Source organism: Leisingera sp. ABD4_442, assembly GCF_056160905.1.
In genome coordinates, this window is sequence record NZ_JBSWYB010000008.1 from 124609 (window position 1) to 151251 (window position 26643).

General features: G+C 57.4%; 21 protein-coding genes and 1 pseudogene. 13 read left to right on the plus strand and 9 right to left on the minus strand.

All coding sequences use genetic code 11. From position 1 onward, the window contains the following. Positions 1–48: 48 nt before the first annotated feature. Together ACXAHG_RS09130 and ACXAHG_RS09135 are read right to left on the minus strand one after the other, a co-directional pair. Positions 49–2346, minus strand: coding sequence for a molybdopterin-dependent oxidoreductase (locus tag ACXAHG_RS09130; RefSeq protein ID WP_475056926.1), 2298 nt, complete (start codon positions 2344–2346; stop codon positions 49–51). 98 nt (positions 2347–2444) lie between these two features. Next, complete coding sequence (locus ACXAHG_RS09135; protein WP_475056927.1) at positions 2445–3359, minus strand: LysR substrate-binding domain-containing protein; 915 nt, start codon at positions 3357–3359, stop codon at positions 2445–2447. Between the two features lie 97 nt (positions 3360–3456). Here ACXAHG_RS09135 and ACXAHG_RS09140 point away from each other — a divergent pair, with 97 nt between their 5' ends. The 5 genes from ACXAHG_RS09140 to ACXAHG_RS09160 all read left to right on the plus strand — a co-directional run bounded on the left by ACXAHG_RS09140 (position 3457) and on the right by ACXAHG_RS09160 (position 10186). Next, positions 3457–4392 (plus strand): glycine/sarcosine/betaine reductase selenoprotein B family protein, encoded by a 936-nt coding sequence (locus tag ACXAHG_RS09140; RefSeq protein ID WP_475056928.1) that lies wholly within the window; start codon positions 3457–3459, stop codon positions 4390–4392. Beyond that, positions 4392–6521: an acetate--CoA ligase family protein gene (locus ACXAHG_RS09145; protein ID WP_475056929.1), complete on the plus strand. Its 2130-nt coding sequence runs from the start codon at positions 4392–4394 to the stop codon at positions 6519–6521. Before ACXAHG_RS09140 ends, ACXAHG_RS09145 begins: the two co-directional genes overlap by 1 nt. Before the next feature lie 49 nt (positions 6522–6570). Further along, on the plus strand, positions 6571–7785 hold the full coding sequence (locus ACXAHG_RS09150) for a TauD/TfdA family dioxygenase (protein ID WP_475056930.1): 1215 nt from the start codon (positions 6571–6573) through the stop codon (positions 7783–7785). A 212-nt stretch (positions 7786–7997) separates the two neighbouring features. Continuing rightward, the gene (locus ACXAHG_RS09155; protein WP_475056931.1) at positions 7998–8615 is read left to right on the plus strand and encodes a hypothetical protein; all 618 of its coding nucleotides are present in this window, start codon (positions 7998–8000) and stop codon (positions 8613–8615) included. After that, positions 8612–10186, plus strand: coding sequence for a rhodanese-like domain-containing protein (locus tag ACXAHG_RS09160; protein WP_475056932.1), 1575 nt, complete (start codon positions 8612–8614; stop codon positions 10184–10186). Before ACXAHG_RS09155 ends, ACXAHG_RS09160 begins: the two co-directional genes overlap by 4 nt. Before the next feature lie 302 nt (positions 10187–10488). Here ACXAHG_RS09160 and ACXAHG_RS09165 read toward each other — a convergent pair whose 3' ends face one another. Beyond that, on the minus strand, positions 10489–11631 hold the full coding sequence (locus tag ACXAHG_RS09165; RefSeq protein ID WP_475056933.1) for a trimethylamine methyltransferase family protein: 1143 nt from the start codon (positions 11629–11631) through the stop codon (positions 10489–10491). Continuing rightward, a complete protein-coding gene (locus ACXAHG_RS09170) occupies positions 11594–12469 on the minus strand; it encodes a LysR family transcriptional regulator (RefSeq protein WP_475056934.1) in 876 nt (291 codons plus the stop codon). Before ACXAHG_RS09170 ends, ACXAHG_RS09165 begins: the two co-directional genes overlap by 38 nt. A gap of 104 nt (positions 12470–12573) precedes the next feature. On the opposite strand from ACXAHG_RS09170, the gene ACXAHG_RS09175 reads away from it, so the two are divergent. The 4 genes and pseudogenes from ACXAHG_RS09175 to ACXAHG_RS09190 form a co-directional block, all read left to right on the plus strand. Beyond that, positions 12574–13422 (plus strand): alpha/beta fold hydrolase, encoded by an 849-nt coding sequence (locus ACXAHG_RS09175; protein ID WP_475056935.1) that lies wholly within the window; start codon positions 12574–12576, stop codon positions 13420–13422. Positions 13423–13425: 3 nt separating this feature from the next. Next, positions 13426–13686 (plus strand): hypothetical protein, encoded by a 261-nt coding sequence (locus ACXAHG_RS09180; protein WP_475056937.1) that lies wholly within the window; start codon positions 13426–13428, stop codon positions 13684–13686. Between the two features lie 75 nt (positions 13687–13761). Further along, positions 13762–14550 (plus strand): aspartate/glutamate racemase family protein, encoded by a 789-nt coding sequence (locus tag ACXAHG_RS09185; RefSeq protein WP_475056938.1) that lies wholly within the window; start codon positions 13762–13764, stop codon positions 14548–14550. Between the two features lie 100 nt (positions 14551–14650). Continuing rightward, positions 14651–14856, plus strand: a pseudogene (locus ACXAHG_RS09190) (IS5-like element ISNeu3 family transposase); the annotation flags it as partial. Between the two features lie 204 nt (positions 14857–15060). Here ACXAHG_RS09190 and ACXAHG_RS09195 read toward each other — a convergent pair. The 3 genes from ACXAHG_RS09195 to ACXAHG_RS09205 form a co-directional block, all read right to left on the minus strand. Continuing rightward, complete coding sequence (locus ACXAHG_RS09195) at positions 15061–16320, minus strand: aromatic ring-hydroxylating oxygenase subunit alpha (protein ID WP_475056939.1); 1260 nt, start codon at positions 16318–16320, stop codon at positions 15061–15063. Positions 16321–16322: 2 nt separating this feature from the next. Next, the gene (locus tag ACXAHG_RS09200; RefSeq protein WP_475056940.1) at positions 16323–17258 is read right to left on the minus strand and encodes an aminotransferase class IV; all 936 of its coding nucleotides are present in this window, start codon (positions 17256–17258) and stop codon (positions 16323–16325) included. 394 nt (positions 17259–17652) lie between these two features. Next, complete coding sequence (locus ACXAHG_RS09205; RefSeq protein ID WP_475041722.1) at positions 17653–18549, minus strand: LysR family transcriptional regulator; 897 nt, start codon at positions 18547–18549, stop codon at positions 17653–17655. A 105-nt stretch (positions 18550–18654) separates the two neighbouring features. Here ACXAHG_RS09205 and ACXAHG_RS09210 point away from each other — a divergent pair, with 105 nt between their 5' ends. From ACXAHG_RS09210 to ACXAHG_RS09220, 3 genes are read left to right on the plus strand one after another with little or no spacing between them, the layout of a single operon-like run. Next, on the plus strand, positions 18655–19278 hold the full coding sequence (locus ACXAHG_RS09210; RefSeq protein ID WP_475056942.1) for an HD domain-containing protein: 624 nt from the start codon (positions 18655–18657) through the stop codon (positions 19276–19278). Between the two features lie 23 nt (positions 19279–19301). Then, the gene (locus ACXAHG_RS09215; RefSeq protein WP_475056943.1) at positions 19302–20459 is read left to right on the plus strand and encodes an aromatic ring-hydroxylating oxygenase subunit alpha; all 1158 of its coding nucleotides are present in this window, start codon (positions 19302–19304) and stop codon (positions 20457–20459) included. Continuing rightward, the gene (locus ACXAHG_RS09220) at positions 20456–22924 is read left to right on the plus strand and encodes a CoA transferase (RefSeq protein WP_475056944.1); all 2469 of its coding nucleotides are present in this window, start codon (positions 20456–20458) and stop codon (positions 22922–22924) included. The genes ACXAHG_RS09215 and ACXAHG_RS09220 overlap by 4 nt, the downstream gene beginning before the upstream one ends. A 242-nt stretch (positions 22925–23166) precedes the next feature. On the opposite strand, the gene ACXAHG_RS09225 is transcribed toward ACXAHG_RS09220, so the two are convergent. Together ACXAHG_RS09225 and ACXAHG_RS09230 are read right to left on the minus strand one after the other, a co-directional pair. Continuing rightward, positions 23167–24351, minus strand: a complete 1185-nt coding sequence (locus ACXAHG_RS09225; protein ID WP_475056945.1) for an alpha/beta hydrolase — start codon at positions 24349–24351, stop codon at positions 23167–23169. 650 nt (positions 24352–25001) lie between these two features. Beyond that, positions 25002–25625 carry a TetR/AcrR family transcriptional regulator gene (locus ACXAHG_RS09230; protein WP_475041715.1) on the minus strand — a complete coding sequence of 208 codons (624 nt, stop codon included), beginning with the start codon at positions 25623–25625 and terminating at the stop codon, positions 25002–25004. A 95-nt stretch (positions 25626–25720) separates the two neighbouring features. On the opposite strand from ACXAHG_RS09230, the gene ACXAHG_RS09235 reads away from it, so the two are divergent. Next, positions 25721–26587: an MBL fold metallo-hydrolase gene (locus tag ACXAHG_RS09235; protein WP_475041713.1), complete on the plus strand. Its 867-nt coding sequence runs from the start codon at positions 25721–25723 to the stop codon at positions 26585–26587. The last annotated feature ends 56 nt before the right edge of the window (positions 26588–26643 follow it).

Genomic DNA, 26643 nt, shown 5'->3' on the forward strand with positions numbered 1-26643 from the left:
AAAACGTGCTACCGATCGGATCCCGAATCCCGTGAATATCGCTTGCGGCTAATGTGAGGGCTCGAACGCGGAAACCGGCGGCACCTGCTGCGTGACCGGTCTGACTTCAACCAAAACCGTCTGTGCCGTCGTGGCTTGGGACATTTTGGATGTTGGTGCGTCCTTGGTCAGGATATTGGGGTTACCGTGCTTGTCCCGTGTCCCTGTCTGCCCGGGGCATTCAGGATCGTACCACGCACCGGTGGCTAGCTTGATGACATTAGGCGCCAGATCAGAGGATAGGCGCAGACCTGCTAGACAGCTTCCGCGGTCATTATAAACCTCGACGATATCGCCATCCTCGAGGCCCCGCTTTACTGCATCATCTGGATGCATCAGAAGCGGCTCGCGCCCTTTGATTTTCGACTTCAGGCTTTCGGTTCCATTGTCCAACTGACTGTGCAGTCGAGTGCGCGGTTGCGGGGTTATCAAATGCAGGGGATAAGTTTGAGTCTCTGCCGCGCCCAACCATTCATAGGGTTCAAGCCAGACGGGATGACCCGGGCAGTCATCATATTCAAACCCTGCCACGGTCTGCGAGAATATCTCGATCCGCCCGCTTGGTGTCGGCAAGGGGTTGGCGTCCGGATCAGAGCGAAATTCCTTTAGCAGCACTTGGTCTTCAGACGGTGGCGGAAGCGTTGTTTCTCCGGTCTCCCAGAACTGGTCGAACTCCGGCAAGGTATCGCCCTTGTCTGCAGCCGCTGCCACCGCGCCCTGCCACAGGCGCCGCAGCCAGCCTATTTCATCAAGCCCTTCGGTAAAGGTCTCGGCGCAGCCTAAACGCTCGGACAATGAGCTGAAAATCGCATAGTCATCGCGCGCCTCACCCACAGGGGGAATGGCCTGTTTCATTGCTAGCATGTGATGATCATGGCGACTGATGCACAGATCATTCCGTTCCAGAGGCGTTGTCGCGGGTAAAACGATGTCGGCATGGCGCGCGGTGGCGGTCCAGAAGATTTCGTTGACGATGATGCTTTCAGGCTGCCGAAAGGCTTCGACAAGTCGGTTCAGATCCTGATGATGATGGAACGGATTGCCCCCTGCCCAATAGACCAGACGCACATGGGGATAGGTGTAATCCTTGCCATTGTAGGAAAATTGCGCGCCCGGGTTGAGCAGCATGTCCGAGATCCGGGCGACAGGGATGAACCGATCGACCGCATTTCGACCCTGCGGCAGTGCCGGCCAGGACATGTCGAGTACCGGTGCGCCGATAATGCCATCACTGCCATAGCCGAAACCGAAACCGCCTCCGGGAAGGCCGATCTGCCCCAGCACGGCGGCCAGGACAATGGACATCCAGAAGGGCTGATCATCATGATCGGCGCGCTGCAGGCTGGCGGCGCACAGGATCATGCAGCGCGTTGCCGCCATGCGTCGCGCGAGGGCCCGGATCTGATCCGCAGGCAGCCCGGTTATCGCGGCTGCCCACTCGGCGTGTTTTGCTTGACCGTCCTCATGCCCCAGCAGATAGGCCCGCATCTGGTCAAAGCCGACGGTGTAGCGGTCGAGAAAGGCCTGATTATGCAGGTTTTCGGTGACCAGCGTATGCGCCAGCCCCAGCATCAGGGCGGTATCGGTGTTCGGCCGTGGCGCGATCCATTCCGCCTCAAGCTCCGGCGCGGCATCGCTGCGGTCGGGTGAGATGTTGATGAAGGACAGCCCGGCCTTGCGGCATTCGGCCATCAGTGGCCTGATCCTGTGTTGCGTTACGCCGCCGCCTGCGATCTGAGTATTGCCTAGTGGCACGCCGCCGAACATGACGACGAGGTCGCCGTGATCGCGCAGTACCGGCCAGACGGTGGAGTTGCGAATGAGTTCCCTCAAGGGACCCACGACATGCGGCGCGATCACCAAGGCGGCGGCAAAACTGTAGTTATCGACGCTGTCAATGTAGCCGCCCGCCGCGCGCATGAAACGATGCACCTGGCTTTGCGCATGATGAAACCGTCCGGCGCTGGCCCACCCATAGGAACCCGCAAAAATCGCGTCGTTCCCGTGACAGGTGCGAACTCTTTCAATTTCTCTCGCGGCAATGTCCAGCGCCTCGTCCCAGGGCACGCTTATGAAAGGTTCCGCTCCGCGTCCGGCGCCAGTTGCCTTTATCCCATGTTTCAAAAAACTTTCGCGGATGGCGGGGCGTTGTACGCGCGCGGCGCTCTGGGCGGCTTCGGCGGCGGCGGCCACAAGCGGCGAAGGCGTCGGATCCTGGGGGTGCGGGTGGATGCCGATCAGACGGTCGCCTTCGACTTCGGCAAATCCGACGCCCCAATGCTGGGCTGTGGGGATAAGGTTTCGCATGGCAGCCCTATGACGTTTGGGTTGCTGGAATGCTGCGCTGGTTCAGATGAACAGACAATCAATAAATCCGGCCTTGCCGGACAATGATTTGTTTCGCTTCACCCTTGTACGCGTTGCCGTGTCACGTCGGTCAGCCAGTCGGCAATAAGCGCCACGTCGCGCCGCGGGCGGCCCTGTTTCGGTTGCACCAGATAAAAGGCCTCTCGCGTCTGGTGGCGAATGTTGAAAGGCGCCACAAGGCGACCGGCTTCCAGATCATCCTCGACCAGGAGGGTGCGACCCAGTGCAAACCCATGCCCGGCCTTGGCCAGTTGCAGGGCGATCGGGGTGGAATCCACGGCAAGGTGAGGTTCAGGCGCACCAGTCCCAACTCCGGCGGTGCTGAACCAATCTGCCCAGCCATCAATCGGGCTGATGTTATGGATCAGCCTTTGCAACAGCAGGTCTGCCGGAGCCATCGGAGTGTCGAAGCGCGCGAGCAGGTCAGGCACGCAAACCGGAAAGATCTCTTCCACGACAATCTGCTGGGCGGAAACATCCGGCCAGCCCCCCTGTCCGTGACGGATTTCGAGATCGACGGACAAATCCGAAGCCTCAAGGTTCCAGTGATAGGTTGTCAGGACCAGACGGCAATTGGGAAAGGCCCTGTGCAGACCAGGTAGCAGCGCCCCCAGCCAACTGATCGCCAGAGAGGCCGGCGCCTTGATCACGATTTCCTGCCGGTCCGGTGTGCCAAAGATCTTCTTTGTTCCGGCCTCAAGTTGACCCAGGGCGCTTTGAACAATCGGCAGATAGGCCTCACCATGTTCAGTCAGGGTCAGCCCCCGGGGCAGCCGATGAAACAGCTTTCTGCGAAAGATCTGCTCGAGCGACCGGACATGCTGGCTGACTGCGGCGGAAGTGATGTGCAGCTCCTTCGAGGCACTCGTAAAGCTCAGGTGCCGGGCTGCCGCCTCGAACGACCTCAGGCTCGCCAGCGGTGGAGACAGAAGGCTGCGCGTTTCGTCCGCCACAAGTTTTCCTTTCGGGTCTGCATCGTTTTCTTTTCTTTCAGTTTGTCGCCGCCGTGGCAAACTTCAATCTGTTTTTCGGGCCAGCGAGGAAAAGTTCATGCCGACAGACGCCAACCCAGTGTTTCCCGTATCCCCTCCGCCCGGGATTGAGGCCGTCGATCATATCGCCGTGACGCAGGCCTATTACGAGGAACGCGGTTTCGATAGCTACCAATGGGCGTCAAACCCTCAGCCATCGGCGCTGACCCGTCTTTCGAAACCGCTGTCCGAGGCGCGTTTGGCGCTGCTGGCGTCCGGTGGCGTCTACCGCAGGGGCCAGATCGGGTTTACCTACAAGGACGACACCAGCTTTCGCCGCGTGCCTCTTGACACACCGCCGTCAGAGCTGGGTTTCGTGCATCTCGGCTATGATCTGCGGGGCGCAAGGCGCGATCCCGGTGCAGTCTTTCCCGCGCGCGCCCTTCGGGTGATGGAGGAAGAGGGGATTGTGGGCGAGCTTTGTGATGATGCCCTGACTTTCATGGGCGGCATCTACTCGCAGCGCCGCGCACAGCAGGAGCTTATCCCGGCGCTGGTTGACGAGGTTACTGCGATGGGCGCCGACACAGCGCTCTTGGTGCCCGTCTGCCCGATCTGCCACCAGACATCGGCCCTCATGGCGCGCGCGCTTGAGGAAAGGGGTATTGCCGCGCTCACTCTGACAAGCGCCTGGTCCATCACCGCGCAGGCCAACCCGCCCCGTGCGGCATTCACTGATTTTCCGCTGGGTCATACATCGGGAGAGCCGGGGACATTTGAGGAGCAGTGCAGGCTTTTGCGCGAGGCCCTGCCGCTGTTGGAAACGGCGACGCATCCGGCCACATTCAAGGATCTCGGGTGTCAGTGGAGCAGCCCATGGAAACATCTGGATCTCAATGCTGATGCGGGTGTCGACTGGCCGCCCCGACTGGCCACGCCACAATATCAGTCTGATGATCATCGCGACGCGGCCATCGCCGCACACGGCGCTGACGCTGCGTTGGGGAATGCATGATGAAGGATGGAGATGCGATGGCGTCGGCTGCGCTGGCAGCTCACAAGCTCGACCGGATGTTCAGGCCTCGCAATGTGGTGTTCATTGGCGGCGGCAATCTGAAACCGACCATGCGCTATCAGCGCGAGATGGGATTTGCGGGCGAGACATGGATCGTCAATCCCAAATACGATGAGATCGAAGGCTATCGCTGTTACCCTACCGTTGCCGATCTGCCGGGCATTCCCGATCTGGCCTTTGTGGCTGTGCGCAACGAATTGGCCATCGAGGTGACGGCGCAACTGCGCGAGGCCGGATGCAGCGCCATTGTCTGCAACGCCGCAGGGTTTGCGGAAACCGGCCCTGGCGGCGTCGCGCTTCAGGAGCGGTTTGTCGAAACGGTGGGTGATATGGCGGCGCTCGGCCCGAACTCGGCCGGGTTTTCCAACTATATCGATCCGCTTGGCGTGATGATGGACAATTTTGGCACGAATTTCGTGTCTGAGGGCGCAGCCATCGTCAGTCAGGGCGGCAACCTTCTGTGTGATGCGGTGTTTTCGGATCGAGGCCTTCCGATCACGCATCTTGTCGGTTGCGGCAATCAGGCCGTCACCAGCGTCACGGATTGCATTGACTACTTCCTTGAAGACCCGCGTGTGAAGGTGATCGGCCTGTCTTTCGAGGGCCTCCCCTACCCATCCGACCTGCGCAAGGTCGCGGTCAAGGCGCTGAAATATGGCAAGCCTATCGTGGCCATCAAGTTCGGCAGGACCAAGGCGGGCGCCAACGCGTCCGCCTCGCACACGGCGTCCATGACCGGCGACAATGCGGCTTGGGAAGCGCTGTTTGACAGGTTGGGGATCGTATCGGTCGCCTCGGATTCCGAATTCTTCGAAACGCTTAAGCTGTTTGCATCGGGGCAAGTTCCGAAAGGGCGTCGAGTTCTGGTAACCTCGCTGTCCGGGATCCTTGGCATCCTGCTGGCCGACAACCTGAGCGATGCGGGGTTTGAGCTGATCCAACCCACTGGAGCGCGGGTCGACAAACTGCGTGACCTGCTGCCTGCAATCGCAACCCCCTGCAACCCGCAAGACATGACTATGGCCGTCTGGGCCAATGCGGATTTGCAGGTCGATGTCTATTCGGCGCTCCTGGAAGAAGGTTATGACATTGCCCTGATGATCCAGAACTACCCCCGCGAAGGAACGTGGGACATGTCGGATTTCAAACCCCAGGTCGAAGCTCTGGCCAGGGCGGTGAAAGGGCGCGATGTCGTTGCAGCAGAGCTTGCCACACTGGTCGATTGCTTTCCGGCAACCGCCCGGAACCATACCGCCGAGCTCGATCTTGTCCCGCTTCAGGGCTTGAAAGAGGGGATCGCTGCGCTGGCCCACGGGGTGCGGTGGTATGAACGCCGTGCGGCCTTGTTGACTGCCGGATCGGATGCGCTCTTGCCCGGTGCGGTGTCGCAAATGCAGGGCGACCCCATCAGGTTGAACGAAGCCGAAGCCAAATCCCGTCTTGCCGCATATGGATTGTCTGTTCCCGAATGCCGTGTTGTTGCGCCTGAAGACGCTGCAATGGCTGCTGCCGAGATTGGCTTTCCTATGGTGCTCAAAGCCCTTGATGCGACTCTGGCCCACAAGACCGAGGCTGGCGCGGTCTGCATTGGTCTAGACAGTGCCGCAGCCGTGGGGGCGGCTGTGCAGAAGATGCGTCAGGATCTGGCTAGCCATGCGCCGAGTATCGTCTTTGATCAGGTTCTGGTGGAACATATGGTGGGCGATGTTGTGGCCGAAATCATGGTGTCTGTGACACGCGACCCGCTTGTCGGACAGGTCATGATGGTCGCCGCCGGCGGAGTGGATGCGGAATTGTGGAACGATTCCACGCTGATCGCTTCGCCATTCACGCGTTTCGAAATCGGGCGGGCTCTGGACCGACTGAAAATCGCAAAACGTCTGGCCGGGTGGCGCGGTAGACCAGAGGGTGACCGCGAGGCCCTGCTGGATGCGCTTGAAGCGGTGGGACGGTTTGCTTTGGCCGAGCAAGCGGTCGAGATTGAAATCAACCCCATTCTGGTCTCGCAAAACGCCGCCGTTGCAGCGGATGCAGTGGCGCAGATGCCAGACCAGACAGTGAAGCCCTGAAGCCTTTCGAGCCAGGCCTGACGTGCAAAGCGGAAATACGGAGAGCGGCATGACCGAAATTCAGCAGATCAGTTTCGACAATGCGACGCGGCGATTGACGCTGCTCTGGCCCGATGGTCGGGAAAGTTTGTTCCCTTACATCTGGCTGCGCCATTTCCTGTTCCACCCAGCAACGGGCCGACCCGAACAGGGGCCGGATGACCCCTGCCTGATCATCGAAGACCCGGAGGTATCCCGTCTCGATCGATTTGAGCAGAATGGGGATATGCTGCGGCTTTTCTGGTCGCATGATCAGTCGGTTACAGAGCATGATATTGCGACATTGAGAAAGAACTGTCTGAGCCCCGAGGCGCAGCGCGCCCGGCGCATCCTGCCCAAGGCATGGCTCAAGGAGGACGCCGAGACCTTTCCGTGGTTTACCCCCGAGGATCTGGCTAATCCCGTTCAACGGCTCGACATGTTCCGACATCTCCGTGATTACGGCATCGTGTTTTTGCGCGGCATCGGATCTGCGCCCGATACCCTTCCCGACATCGCGCGGTATTTCGGCCCGATCAGGCGGACTCATTTCGGCGAATTGTTCAATGTCCGCTCGAAACCCGAAGATACGACAGGGACAGGTGCTGGTATCGGAGCAACTGCTGCGAATGCCCAAGCGCCGCATGTGGACGAAGATTTTCGGGACTATGTCCCCGGCATCAGTTTCTTCCACTGCCTCAAAGCGGCAACGGGCGGTGGCGGCGCTTCGATCTATATCGATGGCTACTCTGCAGCAGAGCGACTTCGCTTCAAGAATCCAGATGCATTCGCTTTCCTGAGTAAGGTCCCGTTGCTTTCCGTAGCTGCCCGCAATCCGAAAGAACGGTTCCGGTCTCGGTCACGGGCGATTGCGGTGGATGATGACGGCATAGTACACGGTGTCGCGCTGTCGGATCGTACGATGCCGCCGCTGATACTGCCCATCGACCTGATTGAACCCGCCTACAAGGCGCTCGCTGCATTCCAGCGTGAAGTATACGACTACGGTTTTGCGCTTGAACGGGTCCTCAAGCCGGGGGAATGTGTGATTTTCGACAACCACCGCGTTCTGCACACGCGGAGGTCTTTTGATCCGCAGGCGGGGGAGCGATGGCTACAGCAAGTGTCTGTAGATCGCGATGAGTTTGCGAATACGCTTCAATGCCTCGCTTTAGAGCTCGGCCAGGATTCCGAGGCGGAGATCGAACAAGACGCAGGGTTGCTCACGCAGGTTCGGTATCTGTAAGATGGCTGAAAGGAGACTAAAGAGTTTAAAAACTCAATCCTTGAAACGGCTTACATTGCGTAGAAACGTTCAGGCCGGTGGTCCAGCGTTTGGGGTAACCCCAAGCCAACCATGCACTAAATTCCGAATTGGACTACTTAAGTGGGTTTACTCACAGTTTCTGGATCAGAGCGAACCGGCTCAATTTCGTTTCGGCTAATATGGGGTGTGATATGGATCTGCACGAAAAGCGGTCGCAGGCGATTGTTGACACTATGGTACAGGTGAAATCTCTGCTGGAAGCGGGAGCAAGTGTTGACACGCTGAACCGGGCGAAAGATGTCCTAGGTGCGCTGGCGCTGCAAAGAGAGCTGTTTCCCGAAGACGATTTCCCCTGGCCTACGGATGAGGCGGGTAACAATTGTTGGTGCCTGTACAGCGAAAAAGACGGTCGTTTTGCGCTCTATCTTGATCTCATCCACAAAGGACAGGGGACTGTGCCGCATGACCACGACTCCTGGGGCATTGTGACCGGTGTCGAAGGGCAGGAGAAACATTATCTTTTTAAGCGTGTCGATGGCGGATCAGGTCCGGGAACAGCAACGCTTGAGTGCGCCGGAGCGATAACGATCGGTGCGGGGGAAAGTGTTTCAATGTTGGCAGACGGCATTCATGCAATCGAAGCTGTCGGGGGCGATCGGTCGATGATGTTGCACTGTTACGAAAAGGGGTTTCAGCTGCAAAGAGGGCGCTTGGAATTTGATACAACTACCGACACTTGTTTTCACAGTGTCGATGCCGCAGGCGACATCCGCGATTTCCCCCTTCATCCAGAGGCTGTCGTGTCGTGAGCCCCTTGATAACTCTGAGTGAATTCACGCAACTTTATGAGGGAAACGAAGAATTCGCCGTAGTCGACCCGCGTGAAGAACTGATGTTTGCGCGCGGTCACTTGTTTGCAGCAACCAATATGCCTCTCAGCCGCATGGAAATGCTTGTCGGCGCGGGCATACCATTGAAGTCGACGCTCATTGTGATTTGTGATGATGGCGACGGTCTTGCACAACGGGCTGCGGCGGTTCTTTCCGGGCTGGAATATTCTGCGATCCGGATATTGGAAGGGGGACTGCCCGCCTGGGAACTGTCAGGAGGCGCGATATTCACTGGCGTCAACGTCCCCTCAAAGGCCTTTGGCGAAATGGTCGAACGTGAACTGGCTACGCCGGGCATCACCGCCGCTGAACTGCATGAAAAAATAGCGCGGTCCGATGACTTCATATTGTTAGACGCGCGCCCCATGGCAGAGCACCAGGATTATTGCATTCCTGGATCCGTCAGTTGCCCAAGTGTCGAAATGGCGTTGCGCGCGACTGAATTGCATGCCGACCCTGGCAAAGAGATAGTCGTGCATTGCGCCGGGCGCACGCGAGCAATCATTGGCGCCCAAACGCTGGTCGAAACAGGTGCGTTTCGTTCCGTGCGCGCGCTGGAAAACGGGACGCCCGCGTGGGAGTTTCTGGGGCTGACGGTTGAGCGCGGAAATGAAAACGAGGCGCCGCTGCCGGACCATGCAAGCCCTAGGGCACAGGCGGCTGCAAACAGGATACGTGCCCGCTGGAACATTCCGGCGCTTGATGCCGCCGGTTTGAAAGCATGGCGATCAAACGACGGCACGCGCTATATTATTGATGTGAGAGGTGCGGAGGAATTCGCCGCCGGACATGTGCCCGGCGCGTTGCACGTTGCAGGTGGACAATTGCTCCAGACTACGGAAAAGCACCTGCCCGTCAAAAACTCCCATATCGTCCTGACCGACTCGGATGGCGCCCGTGCTGTGACCACGGCCATGTGGCTGCGCCGGATGGGGTGGAAAAACGTTTCCACCTACCAGATTGATGCTGATGTTGGGGGGCTGGAGATACCCCAGAATGGGGCGTTTGACACATTGGTCGATGATTTGGTGTCGCAGGCCGAGGCTCTTTCCATGCACAAATTGGGAACGGCAACCTTCTGCGACTTGCGTCCAAGCTATGTCTATCGCAGAGGCCATATAGCTGGTTCGGCATTTTTGACTCGCGCCAATCTGGAGACGGACGCAGCCGCCCTTGACGCAGGAAAACCGGTGATCCTAGTTGCCGATGATGTACGATATGCAGATCTGGTAATGCGCGATCTTCGGAAGATGGGGCGCACTGTTCGTGTGTTGCAAGGCGGGTTCCAGGCATGGCAAGCTGATCGCTCGCCAACCGAAAGCGGCCTTGGTTGGCTGCTGAGCCGTCCGATCGATGTTTACCTGGACCCCGAACATTTTGACGAATTGGATATCCGAATTCGCGAGAACCACGCCTATCTAAACTGGGAAGTCGCCCTGATCGACCACATTGTTGGAGACCCAGCGCTCCAATTCGATTTCTCTGCCTAGCGCAGGCCCGCCGCACCTTGTGGCGGGCTTTATACGGTCGCCCTACGGAAGTTTTGGAGCGTTGGCTTCAGCATGTGTCTGTTGTTCGTGATGAACTTGCTAACACGCTTCAATGTCTCGCCCTTGAGATGGGGGCAAAACTGAAGCGGATGTCGAGCAAGACACCGGTTTGACGACGTATGTTCGCCTCTAGCGTAAACGTTCTCATCAAGCAGGACGGGGGCGCCGAAAGGGAAGTTTTTTGAAAGTGATTGCTTCTCTCTTGCCGTTTCCAAACCGAGTTTATGATTTACGTTAAGGCATCACACGTTGATCTGCGCACGCGTATTCTTGCGATACGGGTTTGAGGCCAAAAGCTCCTCGTCTGAAACGAACTTCTCCATTCCAATGGTTCGCCCAAATTCGAGCCATCCAGCTGAATGAAGAATAAGGTCGGCACGCCCGAGCAAGGAGGCACTGACAGCACCAGAGCCTTCATATCCTGCCTGGGCATCGTTCAGTTTGGAAGACGTAACCATGCCATCCCCACGACAGGGAATTCCCAGTCGTTTCATCAGTTGGCAGCCAGCGAGTTGCGCCAGTTGAGACTCTGGAGTTCCAAAAACAGGGCCCATGAACTGCATGGAAAAGGGGGTGGCGAAAATTCCACCGACCACCGGGCAACCAGCTCGGTAAATTTGCGTCAGCGCTAGTCCTACCATGATTTCGGCCAGCCCTTGCGCCAATGCTCCGGCAACTGTCACTGGCGCTGTCGCCCCCATCATCATGTAGGAGGCAATCAAACTTGCCTGGCCGAGTTCTGATGAGGCGCGCAGGCAGCGCAGCGGGTTTGGTTGATAGACCAGTGGTGGCGTAATGTTGATCAAGTGCAGCAATCGGCAACCGTCTTGGTGACCGGTCATGCTTGCTACATCTCGCAGGGCTTCTTCAGAAATCACAGTGCCCATCATGGGCTTGTCCGACAGCTCCATATGAGCCCGCGCCAACTTTGTGTACGGTACCAGTTCCTCTTCCTGGTGAGCAATACAAAGCTGAAAACCAGTGCTTCCCAGGATTTCGGAGCGGTCGCAAAGACGAACAAGTTCCCGGTAATCTTCCAACTGCCCCAGACGGACTTCCCCGTCCCGACGCCGCACATTTGGGGGGCCGTAGAAGGGCACGAAAACGGGTTTTCCGCCGCCCACCCTGACCGAAGCCTCATCTGTTCTTCCTTGCCACACAAACGACGCGGGGGCCTGGCTTATCAAGTCGCGCAGAATATCTGCATCGACTTGCACTCTTTGGCCATCAATCCGGGCGCCAATGGATGCCAATGCTTCCAGACTTTGGGAGTCTTCCTGAATTTCTACTCCAACTTCATCCAAAATCTGTGCCGCATGCGCCTCGACCGTCTTCAAGGCTGTTTCGTTAAGCAACGCGTAGTGGGATTGCATTTCTAACTTCACGAGAGATTTCCTGAACTAGGGCGCGTACAGCGTCGCTTCTTTCTTTGGGGCGAGTGCGTGCGATGTAGACAATGGGCGGAGGTTCCGGGAATTCGCCTTCAATGACAACGATATCGGGTGCCAAATGCAGGCCATTTATAACCGCGACGCCGAGGCCAGAACGCGTTGCGGACAACAGGCCAGCTGCACTTGGGCACTCCAACACGGTTTCAAACGAGTGCCCTGATTCAGTTCCTTCTGTCTTGACCCATTGCTTGTAAAAACACTGATCATCAAAGGCGAGATAGGGAACTTGGGAACACGGCTTCAAAGGAAAGTCATGCGACTTTATCCAATGTAAAGTGTCTTCGTAGATTACAAGATCGCTTGGTTTCGCATCGCGTTTGAAGATCTGCATTACAGCAATGTCGATCTCGCCAGCCTCCAATCGTTCAGCCAAAATCAGGCTTTGGCTTATTTTAGTCCGGACACTGATTTCGGGATGTAAACGGGTAAATCGACCGAGTATGCGGGCCAAGCCGCCGCTCGTCGTATCCTCCGTCATGCCCAGTTTGATTGTTCCAGACAACTTCTTTTTCCCTAGCGCGGCCAAGGCTTCGTCATGCAGCTCAATCATACGTTTCGCGTATTCCAAAAGCCGTTGTCCGTCTTCCGTGAATTGCGGAGCTCCAGCACGTCGGGCCAAGAGGTTGCAGTCTAGTGCTTTCTCTAACCGTTTGATTTTATGACTGACTGCAGGCTGTGAAAGCGCCAGGTGTTCGGCCGCACGCGTAACGCCCCCATGAGTTGAGATCGCCAGAAGGGCGCGCAAGCCATCAATATCAAGCCTCTCGGTCATTCACGCCTCCATTCGGAATTTTTATCATGTTATGACAAACATTCATTTGATTCATATGGTAGCTCGGAAGTACTTCCTTGGAAAGTCAATTCTGGGAGTTTCTCATGACACATCTCGTGAACCAATACGCTATCATCAACGGCAACCGCATCGCTCATGGCGTGCATGGCGAAGGAGAGCCTGTTGTACTCATCCACGGCACCCCGTCGTCGTCCTATATCTGGCGCAATATCCTGCCTACGCTGGTCGATGCAGGGTACAAGGTCCATGTCTTCGACCTGTTGGGCTACGGCCTGTCTGAGCGCCCGCGCGATCCGGCCACCGACACGTCGGTTACCGGCCAGGTGCGGATCCTGGAAGGTCTGTTGGACATTTGGGGGATCGACAGCCTGCATGTCATCGCCCACGACATCGGCGGCGGCGTAGCGCAGCGTTTCGGTATCTTCTCGCCCGAGCGTGTACGTACGCTGACTATGATTGACGTCGTAAGCTTCGACAGCTGGCCGTCAAAGCGCACCCACGAACAAATGCAGGCAGGTTTGGAAAAGCTGATCAAAGCACCGGACGCTGAGCACCGTGAGCACTTCCGCGAATGGCTGTATTCGACCGTTCAAAACAAAGAGCGTTTGGCCGAAACCTCGATGGAAACCTATCTGGATTTCATTTGCGGCCCGGTTGGTCAGGGCAGCTTCTTCCAGCATCAGGTCATGCATTATGACCCCAAGCACACCGATGAAGTGGCGCCGCGTTATGCCGAGCTGGGTGAACGCCCTGTGCAGCTGATCTGGGGGGCGAATGACGGCTGGCAAGTGGTTGCATGGGCTCACAAGCTGAACGACGCGATCCCCGGCTCGGAACTGCATGTTCTGGAAGATTGCGGCCACTTCGCGATGGAAGACCAGCCCGAAATGATTTCGGAACTGCTCGCAGATTTCCTCAAGCGAAATAGCTGATAGATGCGTTTCGCGACCGTTAACCTCTTTGCAAGCCGTCGTCAGGTTACGACGGCTTGTGAAATTATCGGGTCGTCAATGGCGATCGTGTATTCGCTGTTGTTCGCCCTCAATATCGGGGCGGAAGTATTGGCGTTCTCGATGCTGTTCGTCTCGAGTTTCCTGTTTGGCGCCTGGGCCAAAATGGATCGTCGATGGGCGTTCCTGGCCTTGCAGCTGTTCTACGCAGCATCCGCCATAATAGGGATCCTCAGGTGGAGCTGACCGCTGGCCTGTTTCCAAACAAAAATGGCGCATGGCGCCAAAACCACTCAAAAAACTGCAAATCAGGAGATCAGTATGATCTATGCATCTCATGACCGCGATATTCGCGACATGTATGTTCGCGATAATCATGTCGGCTATGGCATGGGGTTGGGTGTCATGCTGTTGGATGACGCCTATCCCGGGTTTCCCGGTGATGTACGCAACCCAAGCGCATTCCCATTCCCGATCCAATATGACATCGCAACAGATGTCAGCAACAAGACCCTGGTTTGGGACGAGGATAAAACCCCGGTCCGGGCGCCGATCATTGCGTCTGCCAAACGACTTGAACGGTATGGCCGTAGGGCAATTGCCGCTGAATGTGGGTACTTTGCCTATTTCCAGGAAGATGTTGCAGCTGCTGTAAACGTACCCGTCTTCACCTCGAGCCTGCTTCAGGTGCCGTTTGCGCAAACCCTCGTCGGCAAAACCAAGAAAGTTGCGATTCTCTGCGCGCAACGTCGCTTTCTTACCGAGAAGCACCTGACAAGCGTTGGAATTGATCCGGATTCAAATCTGGTCATTGGTGGGGCGCAAGACGAGTTGGGCGTCACCGAGTTCAACAACCTTTGGGATCCGGAAAAGCGACCGGAAAAACCGTATGCGAACTACGAAGCCTGTGAGAGCCAGATGGTTGAAGCAACCAAGAAGCTCGTTGCTCGTGATCCCAACATTGGTGCGATTGTCTATGAATGTACAGGCATGCAACCCTTCTCGCGCGCAGCGCAGCGTGACGTAGGTCTACCCATTTTCGACTGGGGGACTTTGCTCCACTACGCTTACTCAGCGGTCGCATCCCGCGATTATTATGGTCACGTATAAATCGCTATCAATGGCGTTCTAGAGGAGAAGGGTTGGCGGCAGTTGGAGAAGTCAAATGAAACGAGGGCTCTTACCACTTAACGCTCTTCGAGCTTTTCGGATGATCGAGGACCCCGACAACAGCTATGTCTCGCTCGACTGCAGCCTGGTGCGCGCGCATCAACAGGCGGCCACCGGCAAGGGCTCAAAAGGGGGACGCAGGCTCTGGGGCGTTCCAGAGGTGGTATGACGACTAAGATCCACCTCGCCACCGATGCCCTTGGCCGGCCTTTGCGCATCATCCTGACACCGGGGCAACGCGGCGATGCGCCGATACCTCTTGCTTTTTCGGCTGTTGATCTGTCTCCCATGGTGTCTGCCTTTTCAGTTCGCTCTACTCAGGAGCTGGCCCTCTCTTGACCGTTAGCGGTCCCCTCGCGAGGTGAGCCAGCTGCAGCTCGAGTGCGCGTGATGATGGTTGCAGTCCTCACGCCAGGTTCAGTCTAGGCGGCCCCAAAGGCCTTCCGCGGCTCAGCCTTCCAGCCGGGCGGTATACCACGCGCCAAACTGGCTAAGCAGATCCTCGGTCGATGCGTATTGACCTGGCTGGTAAGCCCGTGAGTTCACTCCCAGCTGATTATTGCCAACCAGATCGGCATCCTGGCGGGTCGTGACATCCCACAGCCAGACCAACTCATCTCTGCGATAATCGTTACCTTCCTGGCATCCCCGCCGGACCAGCCAGGTGATGTCGGTGCGCGAAGTGGTGGCGGTGAGCGGCACCAGCTGCAAGATCACAATATGGTCGTTGGCAACGTAGATGTAGGTCAGCGGGCCAATGAAGAGAAAGGCCAGGCCGCCGCTGTATTCCTGCAAGCCGCCCATGAGCGGTGCCAGCCCCCGGCCATCTTTGGACGCTGTCAGCCAGCCATCCCGGATCGGCCGCGAGTGGCCGCCGTAAGGCTGCCGTTGGTCACTGCCGCCGCTATAGTCTCCCACGATATGCCCGCGGCCGGACCAGGCCTGGCGCCAGACCTGCACATGCGGCGCATAGGCATCTCTGTCCGCTTCGTTCACGCGCACATAATGGTTGATCTGCGTGTACTCCGGATGTGCGGGCACGCAATGATGGCATTCACGAAAATTCTCGACCGCCAGTTTCCAGTTGCCGGGCATTTCGTAGCGCGCATGCGCAGCAACTTGTGCCTGGGCCGGGTCATTTGCCGCAATCAGCGGATCGAGCCTTTCCATCAGCGCATCAAAATCCGCGATGCCTGGATCGTCGATGGCGGAGAGATTGATGAAAATCAGCCCGTGCCACAAGCGCATTTGGCAAGGGGGCAGCCCATTTGCGGCCTTGTCGTAATCGTCCGGCATCCCACGGGCCTGCCGCAATGTGCCGTCGGTCTGGTAGACCCAGGCGTGGTACGGGCAAGTCAGCAGCTTGGCATTTCCCCGCGGTGACAGGCAAACCCGGCTGCCCCTGTGCCGGCAGACGTTGAAGAAGGCGCGCACCTCACCGTCATAACCGCGGATGACAATGATAGACTCGCCAAAAATCTCATAGAGAAAGTAATCGCCGCTGTCCGGTATGCTCTCGGCATGCCCGGCGAAGAGCCACTGTTTTGCCAGCACCCTTTCGCGGTCCAAGGTGAAGACTTCCGGATCAGTGTAAAACACTTGCGGAAGAGTATGGCCATGGCGATGCGCTTGAAGTGCGGACGCGATTTCGCGCGGCAGCTCTTCCTTGGCAGCGGAACCCGAAACTTGCGCCGGATGTTCAATACCCACTGTCACAGCCCTGTGCTGGGCGGCGCATCGGACAGGAAGTTCAGATACTGGCCAACGTAGTCCATTCCCACCAGTTCGGCAAAACCATCCATAATGCGCTTGGTGACAGGGCCTGGCACGCCGCCTTCGTAACGGTGTCCGTTCAGCGAAGCCACCGGGCAAGCGCAAAGACTGGTTGAGGTGAAAAACGCCTCTTGCGCTTCAAGAGCGGCTTCAAGCGGCAGATCCTGCTCGCGAACCGGAATATTCAACTCACCGCACAGATCAATCACCACCTGCCGGCTGACGCCCGCCAGAACACACTCTGTCGTGGGCGTCAGAACCACGCCATTGCGGACCACAAAGAAATTGCAGCCCGCACCTTCGGCGATATTGCCGTTGTGATCGGGCATGAGCGCCCACGCCCCCGGAAACTCCGCAGACACCTCTTTCTGCGCCAGGATCATGTTGAGGTAGTTATTGGTCTTGGCATTCGGATTGATGGCGCCGGGCGCGATCCTGCAGCGCCCGGTCATCCTGGCATCGATGCCGTTAACGAAGAAAGGCGCCCTCGCCCGCAACGGAATCGGGATGCAGTCGATAATGACTGTGGCCCCGGAGTTTTGCGGAGGTTCCCCGTCAAAATTCTGCAGCCCGCCGGTGACGCGGAGCGTGACCCAATAATCTTCACCGGATCGCAGCATTGGCAGGTTGGCCTGAACCAGGTTTTCCGTCGCATTGATCATTTCCTGGCGCGGCATCCCCGGATCGATCCTGGCGTAGGAGAGGCTCTCGATCAGCCGGTCGATGTGCTCGTCCAGCTTGAAGAGCTTTCCGCCAAAGGTTCTGATCGTGTCAAAAATGCTGTCTCCGTAAACGAGCCCGAGATCTCTGATGGATACGGATGCTTCTCTCTCCGGAACAAGCGCCCCGTTCACATAGGCAATCCGGCCTGCCATCTCGAACCCTCCCATTGTTTTGATAGAAATGCAGCAATCTGGCGGCCGCGTGTCATGCTTGTTTGCGACATTCTCAGGGATTGCCGGTCAAGCAGCCGCTATGGGTCGAAGGTTGGCATCGGCGGAATACGGCCCTTTAGGCAATGAGGAGTTTTTCAATGGAATAGGCCCATTCCTGCCATTCATCTTGTCAGGCGTCTGCGGCGCAGCTTCGCCGGGCCGTCCATTCGCTGCAACCGCGAGATCGAAAAGTTACCGAGGCCGGCTCTGGGGGCGAATCTTCCCTTAGAAAATTGATAGCCGAAGTCCGTTTTGATGAGGCACGGCGGTCAAAACTGTGGGGGTAGCCGGTAAGATTCCCCAATCTCATTGTTATGCTTGGTCACCGGGTCAACTAGGATTTCCGGATCAAGTTCTCCTTAAGCCTCAGAAATGACGGGTCGTTGCTTTGTCTCTCGCTATAAACGAGATAGTATCCGAAGCCTGGGCGGCTGACCGGGGGACCGATACACACCAGTTTACCGGATGCGATCAGATCGTCTTCGATCCCGATCGTGCCAATGCTGATACCTTCGCCGGCACAGACCATGTCGAGCATCGTCGGGTAGCTTTGCACCACGCTCAACGCTTGCCTGCCAGGGTACTCCCCACCAGTCAGCGACAGAAAGCGCTCCCAATCCATCCAGCCAATGCCGTTGGGGTCGCCATGATCCAGCATGAGCCTGGGGTCGAGTGACCGCAGCGGATCCTTCGGATCGAGTTGGGGATGGTCCTTCAGAAAGGATGGGGCTGCAATGATCCGGCATTGCTCGTCAAACAGGTGATCCGCGCAGTTCTCCCCGAAATCGCCATGTCCAAATCTTATGGAGAAGTCGACCCCGGGCTCATCGAAAATCCGATAGTCATCAGAGGTGACAAGGTTGATATTCTTACCGGATGCCGCCCGCATTCCGCTGATCCGGGGCATGACCCATAGATGGGCAACTCCGAAGGAAGCACCGACCACGAATTCATCCTTGTTGGCCGGCAGGATCCCACGCACCCCCAATTCCAGCCTGTCAAATGCAGCCGTCGCAAGATCAGACAGCCTTTGACCTTCGAGGGTCAGTTCAACCTTACTGCCGTGACGCAGAAACAGCGGGGTTCCGATCCAGCTTTCCACGTTGGCGATATGCCGGGTGACGGCAGGCTGCGCGACCGAGAGCTCTTGTGCGGCGGTTGTGAAATTGCAGTGCCGTGCAGCCGCCTCAAAGGCCAGGAGCGCGTTAAGAGGGGGAAGCTTACGGCGCACTTTCGCGCTCCCATCATATCAAAATGTTAGTCCACGATGCCGATTTTTGGGATCGCGGTAAAGGTTTTGCTGATGCAGCCTGACCGAAGCAACCGGAGGGCAGCCATGGACAAGGTCAGTTTCACCCAGATGAAGGACGGCACAAAAGAGGAGTATGAACTTCTGAGTGAACGTGCCGTCGATGATGCCAAGCAAACAGCCGACCGTTTGCTGGAGGCACTGGTCGAACTGGACAGTGAAATGGCGGGTTACCAGATCACCCGCATGGGGCATTCGGTGCAATCAGCCACACGCGCCTGGCGCGACGGGGCGGACATTGACTGGGTCGTCTCAGCGCTGCTGCATGACATCGGGGATATTTTTGCACCCTACAATCATGATGAATATGCCGCTTCGATCCTGCGGCCCTTTGTCCGCGAACAATGCGCCTGGGTGGTGCAAACACATGGCGACTTCCAGATGCTTTACTATGGCCATCATCTGGATGGCTATGATCAGCACAAGCGCGAACGCCACCGCGGCCACCCCTGTTTCGACGACAACGCCGAGTTCTGCGAACGCTGGGATCAGGCCAGTTTCGATCCTGACTATGACGACCTGCCGCTGGAGTTCTTTGCCCCGATGGTGCGCGAAGTCTTCAGCCGCGAGGCCTATGCCCCGGATGTGATCCAAAGCGGCATACGCATCCCATTGGTTCAGCCTGAAATTGCCAAGCAACGCGCGGCGTGACCGCCAGCCCGGAGAACAAGACCATGACCCAAGAAAACCTGCGTGCGCTGGCTGCGGATTACTATGCAAGCCCGGAAATCCACGCCGAAGAACGCGAAAAACTGTTCTACAAGGCCTGGCAATACGCCTGCCATGTCAGTGAACTGGCTGAACCCGGCGATTATGTGGCCACCAGCATTCTGGGTCAGAACGTATTTGTGGTGCGCGATCAGGACGATGAAATACGCGCTTACTACAACATCTGCCCCCATCGCGGCCACAAGCTGGTTGAGGGCACAGGCCAGACCCGCGCCATCGTTTGCCCCTACCATCATTGGAGCTTTTCTCTGGATGGATCGCTGCGCCATATGCGCAAGCGCGACACCAGCCATATCCCTGAACAGAAAGAAGTGTGCCTGAAAACAGTGCGGGTGGACCGCCTGCTGGACTTCATCTTTGTCAATCTGGATCCGGATGCGGAACCGATTGCAGATTACTGGCCGGGGATCGAGGCGCAGGTGCGCGAAAAATGCCCCAAGGTGGACAGCTATGTTCTGGGCAAAACGGCGGCGGCTATTCACGAGGTCGATGTTGCCGCCAATTGGAAGATCCAGATCGACAATTACCTGGAATGCCAGCACTGCCGCCATGGGCATCTGTCTTTCACCGACATGCTGGACATCAACAACCAGACCTATGAGCTGAGCAAGAACGCCGCCTACAACTTTATCCCCGGCAACGGCAAGGCCGACAACATGGCCTATCCGCTGGATCTGGAGCATGACGAAACCGATCTGCATTTCTGGTTCCTGTTCCCCAATGTGGGCATTTCCCAGTTTGCCGGTGTGCCCAATATCACCCTGTTCCAATGGAACCCCATCGGCACCGACCGGGGCCTGCGCTGGAGCATCAACCTGGAGCCCGCCGAAGACACCGACCCTGGGATGCGGGAGCGGCAGGAGAAACGGGCAATTTGGGGGCGCGATGTGCTTCAGCCCGAAGATATTTCATTCCTGCTGTCCGTTCAGGAAGGCATGTCGCAACGCTCGTTCGATCAGGGGTGGTACATCGTGGATTGGGAAAACATTGAGTTTTCCGAGGCGATGATGCGCCATTTCCACACGCTCTATCTGGCCCATATGGGGTGCGGAGAGATGCCCGGGGATGTCTCAACGCGCCTGGTTGAAGAGCCCGCGCAATGAGCGGTGCAAGGCCGCTCACCGGCGTCCGGGTTCTGGACTTCGGCCACTACCTGGCCGGTCCGCTGGTCGGCATGATGCTGGCGGACATGGGGGCCGAGGTCATCCGGATCGACCCGCCTGACGGTCCGCGATGGGATGATCCTGCCTTTGCCATGCTGTCACGCGGCAAACATGTGGTCCGGCTGGATCTGAAAAGCGCGGAAGGTCGGCAAAAGGCAATCGAGCTGGCCAAACGCGCCGATGTTGTGATCGAGAATTTCCGCCCCGGTGTCATGGACCGGCTTGGCGTCGGCCCATCGGTTCTGAGGGCGGCAAACCCCGCCCTGATTTACCTGTCTATGCCCGGCTTTGCCTCAACCGACCCTGAGTTGGCGGGGATGGCGGCATGGGAGGCCATCATTGCCGCCCGCACCGGCCAGTTCACCGATATGGGGTTGAACCGTCGGCTGATGGGGATCAAGGCGTCGTTCTCCCCGCTGCATCTGGCGTCGGCCTATGCGGCGAGCTACGGGTCGATGGCGGTACTGTTTGCGCTCTATTCGAAAGACAAGACCGGCGGCGATCATATCGAGGTGCCGCTGGCGTCGTCGCTGTTTGAGGGGCTGGCCTACAATCACGAACAGATCGAAGATTACCCCGACCGCTACAAATCCCCGCGCGAACTGGAACTGGACCGCCGGGCGCGCATGGGTGAACCCTGCAATCTGAGCTTCGCTGAGCTGTCGGAATTTCTGGACCCGTTTTACCGCACCTATACCTGTCAGGATGGGCGCGGGTTTTATGTTGTGGCTGGCAGCATTGCGGCTCATCCCGCACGCGTATTGGAAACGCTGGGGTTGGAACACCTGCTGGAAGATCTTCCAGTTTTTGACCCTTACTTGGACACCAAAGACTGGCCGGACGAATGGACGCTGAGCAATTACCCGGTCGGAGCTCTGGACCGCGCAAGGATCGCAGAGGCGATGAAGGCCGCCTTCTTGACCAAGCCCGCGCATGAATGGGATGCGCTATTTGGCGCGGCCAAGGCCCCGGCAACCGCGCAGCGCAGCACCGCTGAATGGCTTCACGATCCGCATGCGTTGGCGTCTGGTTTGATCTTGTCCGTTGATGACCCAAGCTATGGATTGATGCAGCAAATTGGCAATGTCGCCTGGTTGGCTTCAGACACGGGTGCAACGGTCAAACACGCCCCGTGCGATGGCAGTGCCTTGGTCGAGACGATCCTGGCCGAAGCGCCACGCGATGCTCTAACGGGGAGTGAAAGCGCTGGCTGGCTGGACGGTTTGAAAGTCGTCGATCTGACCAATGTGATTGCAGGCCCGACGATTGGTTCAACACTTGCGCGTTTCGGCGCCAAGATCACCCATGTTCAACCAGTCAGGCCTTCGGTCGATCCGTGGAATGCGGTTGTCTTTGGACTTCAGGCAAACCGGGGAAAGGAGAGTATTCTGCTGGATCTGAAGTCCAAAGCCGGGCGCGAGGCGCTCAACCGCCTGATTGCGGAGGCCGACGTTGTCACCCTGAATGCAACGGACGATCAGCGGGACGCTTTGGGACTGTCGGCAAGCGATCTGGCTCTGATCAACCCCCAGGCAATTCTGGTGCAGCTTGATGCCTTTGGCGGGCCGATCCGGGGGCCGAAATCAGATCACCTCGGCTATGATGACCTGGCGCAGGCGGCAACGGGCATCATGACCCGGTTTGGCGGCGGTAAAGAGACCCCGGAAGAGCATGCCCACGCCGGTACGATCGATGTTCTGGCTGACTTGACGGCCTGTGTCGCCTTGGGCGGTGCCTTGTTGCAAAAGCAACGTACCGGCAAGGTTGATATTGCCCGATCATCGCTTTCGGCAGGCGGGAACATGATACAGGCGCAGTTCATGTATGACTATGCCGGCCGCGCTGCATTCGATGAACCTTCCGGCCGCGCAGCTTTAGGATCTGACGCGTTCTACCACTGTTACGAAGCATCGGATGGCTGGTTTTTCTTTGCGGCTCCAACCGAGAAACGTGACCGGTTGGCGGTGACTACTGATCTGGCCGGGCTGGCGCAATGCCCCGATCTGATCAGCCGGCTGGCGCAGCGGTTCAAAACCAAGCCCATCGCCTATTGGGCGGAACATCTGAATGCGGGAGCAAGCGCTGTGGTTCCTTTGGCCTCGATGCTGGAAACGCGTGACGACGCCCTGGAAACCGATAGCAACGGCCCGGCCGATATCGAACAAGCCACCTATAGAGCTGTGCGCCACGACACCCACCCCATGGGTCATTGGTGTGATCTGGCTGCGCCCAATGCCATCCGCCCAGAGCGTGCGCAGATAAGGGTGCCCGGCCCAGCACCAAAATACGGCAGTGACACAAGGGCCGTGTTGAGGCGGGTTGAGTTCTCTGAACGGCAGATCGACGACATGCTCGCCGAAGGTTCCGCTGAAGAAAGTTGGTCGGTGAGTTACTTGCCGAAATAGCCGGAGTTCAACTGTTTCTCGGCCATACAAAGCTGGATGGCACCGTTTGATACCTTGGCGCTGAACTTGAAGATGCGCTGGCGATCTCAGAAGCCGTAGAAATCTAAAGGTATGGGCCGTCTTCACGGACGGCCCATTCCTGCCGTTCATCCATGACAGTGCTCGCCGCAGTGCGGCCCGTCAGACCGGACTTTCGCCGAGCTGCAATAATCTTTGCCTGCTCGAATTCACAGTTTGCGGGACTAAGCCGACCTTAGGAAATCGAGCGATACATGCATAATCGTTTCCCATGCGTCTGTTCCTGGCAGAGGCACGTGATTTCTACCTTCCACTATTCTCAACTGCGCATCTCGCAGCAAAGAGGCCAGCAGGCTAGATTGGCTTATTGGATTGACGGAGTCTTCAGTTGTGTGAACTACGAGGACCGGCACCCGTACTTGGTCGAGGAGGTTTGATACGTCGAAGGTGTCTATCGAACGCCTGAGTTCGATCGCAGTGTCCGGTGATGCAGAGGCCAACTGCATCTTGCACATGTCATCAATCTGTGCCGCCGATGCATCGGGCATAAATAACGTCGCATAAGCCTTGCCAAATGCACCGCTTGGCTTGCCCCAACCTTCTGATATTAGGTCAAGGAAGGTATCCGCCTGAACAGAGTTAGGTTCGGGCTCACGGACGGCGCGGCCCTGAAAAAAACCACCGTACAAGACCATTCGGCTGACGCGCTCAGGATAGGCGGCCGCGAATGCCAGTGACACAGGCACCCCTTGTGAAGTCGCCCAGATCGGGAAGCGTTCGAGTTCGGCGTCGTCGGCCACAGCAAGCATGTCCTCGACCAGCCGTTCAAGCGCGAAGTCCGTCGCGGAGGTTCCCGAAAGCCCGGTCCCCCTCTGATCGTATCGCGTTAGAGAAAAATGTGCGCCAAGGCGATCAAGCGTCGGTCGCCTGACTTCACTCTCCCAATCCATATTCAGATGCGTCAGGAATTGCCCGGCCCTCATCAAAGGCAGACCTTCGCCGCTTGTTGCGTAGGCGATGACAGTGCCATCCGCCGATCGAGCAGCTTTGGTGATCTGGCGATCAGAACGTGGTGTAGGTGTATCAGGGCTTGTCCACGCAACGCAGAAGATTTCAACAGAGAACCGATAACCCCGCTTACTCAGCGTCTCGAGCATGCGGTTCGCACGATCGTTGTCGCCAATGGCTCGTCTGACTGCATTGATCCTGGTTGAAATAGTTGAATCTGAGACAATCCTGCCATCCCAGACATATTCAACAAGGTCGTCGCGCGAGATCACTACTCCTGGATTCCGCAAGAAGTATTCCAACAAGTCGAAAACCTGCGGCTCAAGACGTACGGATTTACCTGACTTCCAAAACATCTGCCGACCAGTATCGACAGCGCAATCTCCGAAAGTGACCTTCATAGACAAAGCATGACTCAATGTGGGCAATCCGAGAAGGCAGAAAAATTTCTCAAGAAAATCTGGATGCTCTCTTCAAGTATTCGCTCGCCCGCGAAGGCACAGTGTTCACGTCGCAAAAGGAGCAAACACATGCCAACCCCTAATTCTCAGATGCCTGACCTTCGCCAAATCGGCGCTGATTGCGCATTCGGTCGCAGCCAGCAGTGCGATTACATATTTACCGCCGTCCGTTCAGTGTTCATTCGACTTCGCCATTTTGCCATAAAAACGCAAGACCATAGAACGCAAAAATAGGTTCCGAAATCTTCTTCACCGCGCCAACACCAGTGTCTTTTTTGGGCTCTCTCCCGACACCGGAGCCTACGCAGCATTCGGCCAACGGGCATCCTTGATCAAGGCGAAGACGGCCCAAAGCTGCCACCCAAGACCTTCCAGTCTTCTGCTTTGCAGCTTCCCCAGAGCAGCCATTCGCAGTCAGGTGCAGAATTTCAAGAACAGGCGAGACAAAGTATGAACTCGCTGCGGTTGCTCGAGCGTCAGCGATTGGCCAACGCGTCGAGCCCAATCCGTGCCTCACACTAAGATCACTTCGGCCCAAAGGCGTTCGCGACTGCGAGCATTCTTACTTCGTGAAAACCTGACGTTTCCCATCAATACTGTGACTGCAATCCCAGCAAGAATGCGGAGACCATGTCGGATATTTCTGCTTCGCGCTCCTCGTCCACTTCTTTTCCGTTCAGCCATGTGACGCTCAGGAAGACCAAGATCATCGACCGGCGGGCAATCGCCAATTGCCCCAGCTTTCGCCGCCCAAGCGCATCCAGTCCAAGATGACGGCTGATCAGCTCGGCTTCGATATCCAGCCCCTGAACAATAATGGCCTCGTTTTCATCAAAGGCATCACGGGTGGGGTCGTGGGCCTTTGCGAAGTCGTCCAATGACAGGCTTACGATTCCCTTCCGTTCAGCCAAATAGCGGGTCGTCCGCCTGTTGAGTTCCCGAATTGCATCTTCACCGTCCAACTCCTCAGGCAGATCCAGCAACAAGTGCTCTTCTGCCAGGGACTCCCCAATGAGAGCTGTCAGGATGGCGCCCAGACCTTTGAAATGCTTGTAGATAGACGCAGGCTCAATCCCAACAATTCGGGCGATTTCTCTTATTTTCAATCCAGATGCGCCCTTCTCGCCAGCCAGTTTCTCGGCTGCGGCAAGAATGGCGTCACGCGTCGCGAACCCCTCGTATTCCCGGGCAATTTCTTTTGGCCGTCCCACCATGGCTTGGTGTCATCTCCTGTATTTCAGGGCCTCCTCTTGACTTCTTTGCTAACGTTGTTAGCTAAGGCAAACAATGTTAGCTTTGAGGGGCCTATATGAGACTGCCTGCCACGTTTGCCACCACGGCGCTGATTGCGCTGGCAACCACTGCGAATGCACAGAACAGCCCGATGACCGAAGTCGCGGTTGGCGTCTTCCACTTTTTTGCCATGGGATACTCCAGCATGGTGGTTGTTGGAGACGACGGCGTCCTCGTGACAGACCCGTCTTTCACGCCGCGGGCTGAGATCCTGAAAGCAGAACTCGCAAAAGTCACGGACAAGCCCGTTACTCACATCGCTCTCAGCCACGAGCATTTCGACCACATTGGCGGGACCGAAGTGTTCGAAGGCGCCGAGATCATCCTGCAGGAAAACGGCCTGGATGTTCTGAAGCTGTCGCCGCTCATGCCCATGCCAGCCATCACCGTGTCGTTCGACGACAGCCACACCGTGGACCTGGGCGGCCAAACCGTTGAGTTGCATCACCTCGCCGTGGCCGATGGCGTCGCGACCACCGTTGCACGCGTGGCGGACAGCGATGTCGTATTTTCGGTGGACATGTACATGCCGCGGGAATTGTCGCCGCATGAGTTCAAGGAGGACACCAACTTTGTTGGCTCGGCCATTGTTCTGAACACTTTGGTGGATTGGAACCCGGCCTACGCCATCAACGGGCATTCAAGCGGCAACAGTGTCGAGGCTCTTCGGGAAAACGCCGCGTTTTTGAATGAGCTGCAAGCGAAAGTAGAGGCCCGTTTTCAGGAGGCATTTGCCAGCGGCAATCCGTCTGCGCCGGTGGAGCTGCTCTTTACCATTCCGAACGAGATCGAGATGCCCGAATATTCGGACTGGAAAAACTACGACACCGCCTTCCCCGGCTACGCGCGCCGCATGGCTCTGTCCGTTTTCCACGGCGGCTGAACGGCAATGCCCTGTTCCGGGCGGCACAAAACTCAATCTGCAACAAACACAAAAGG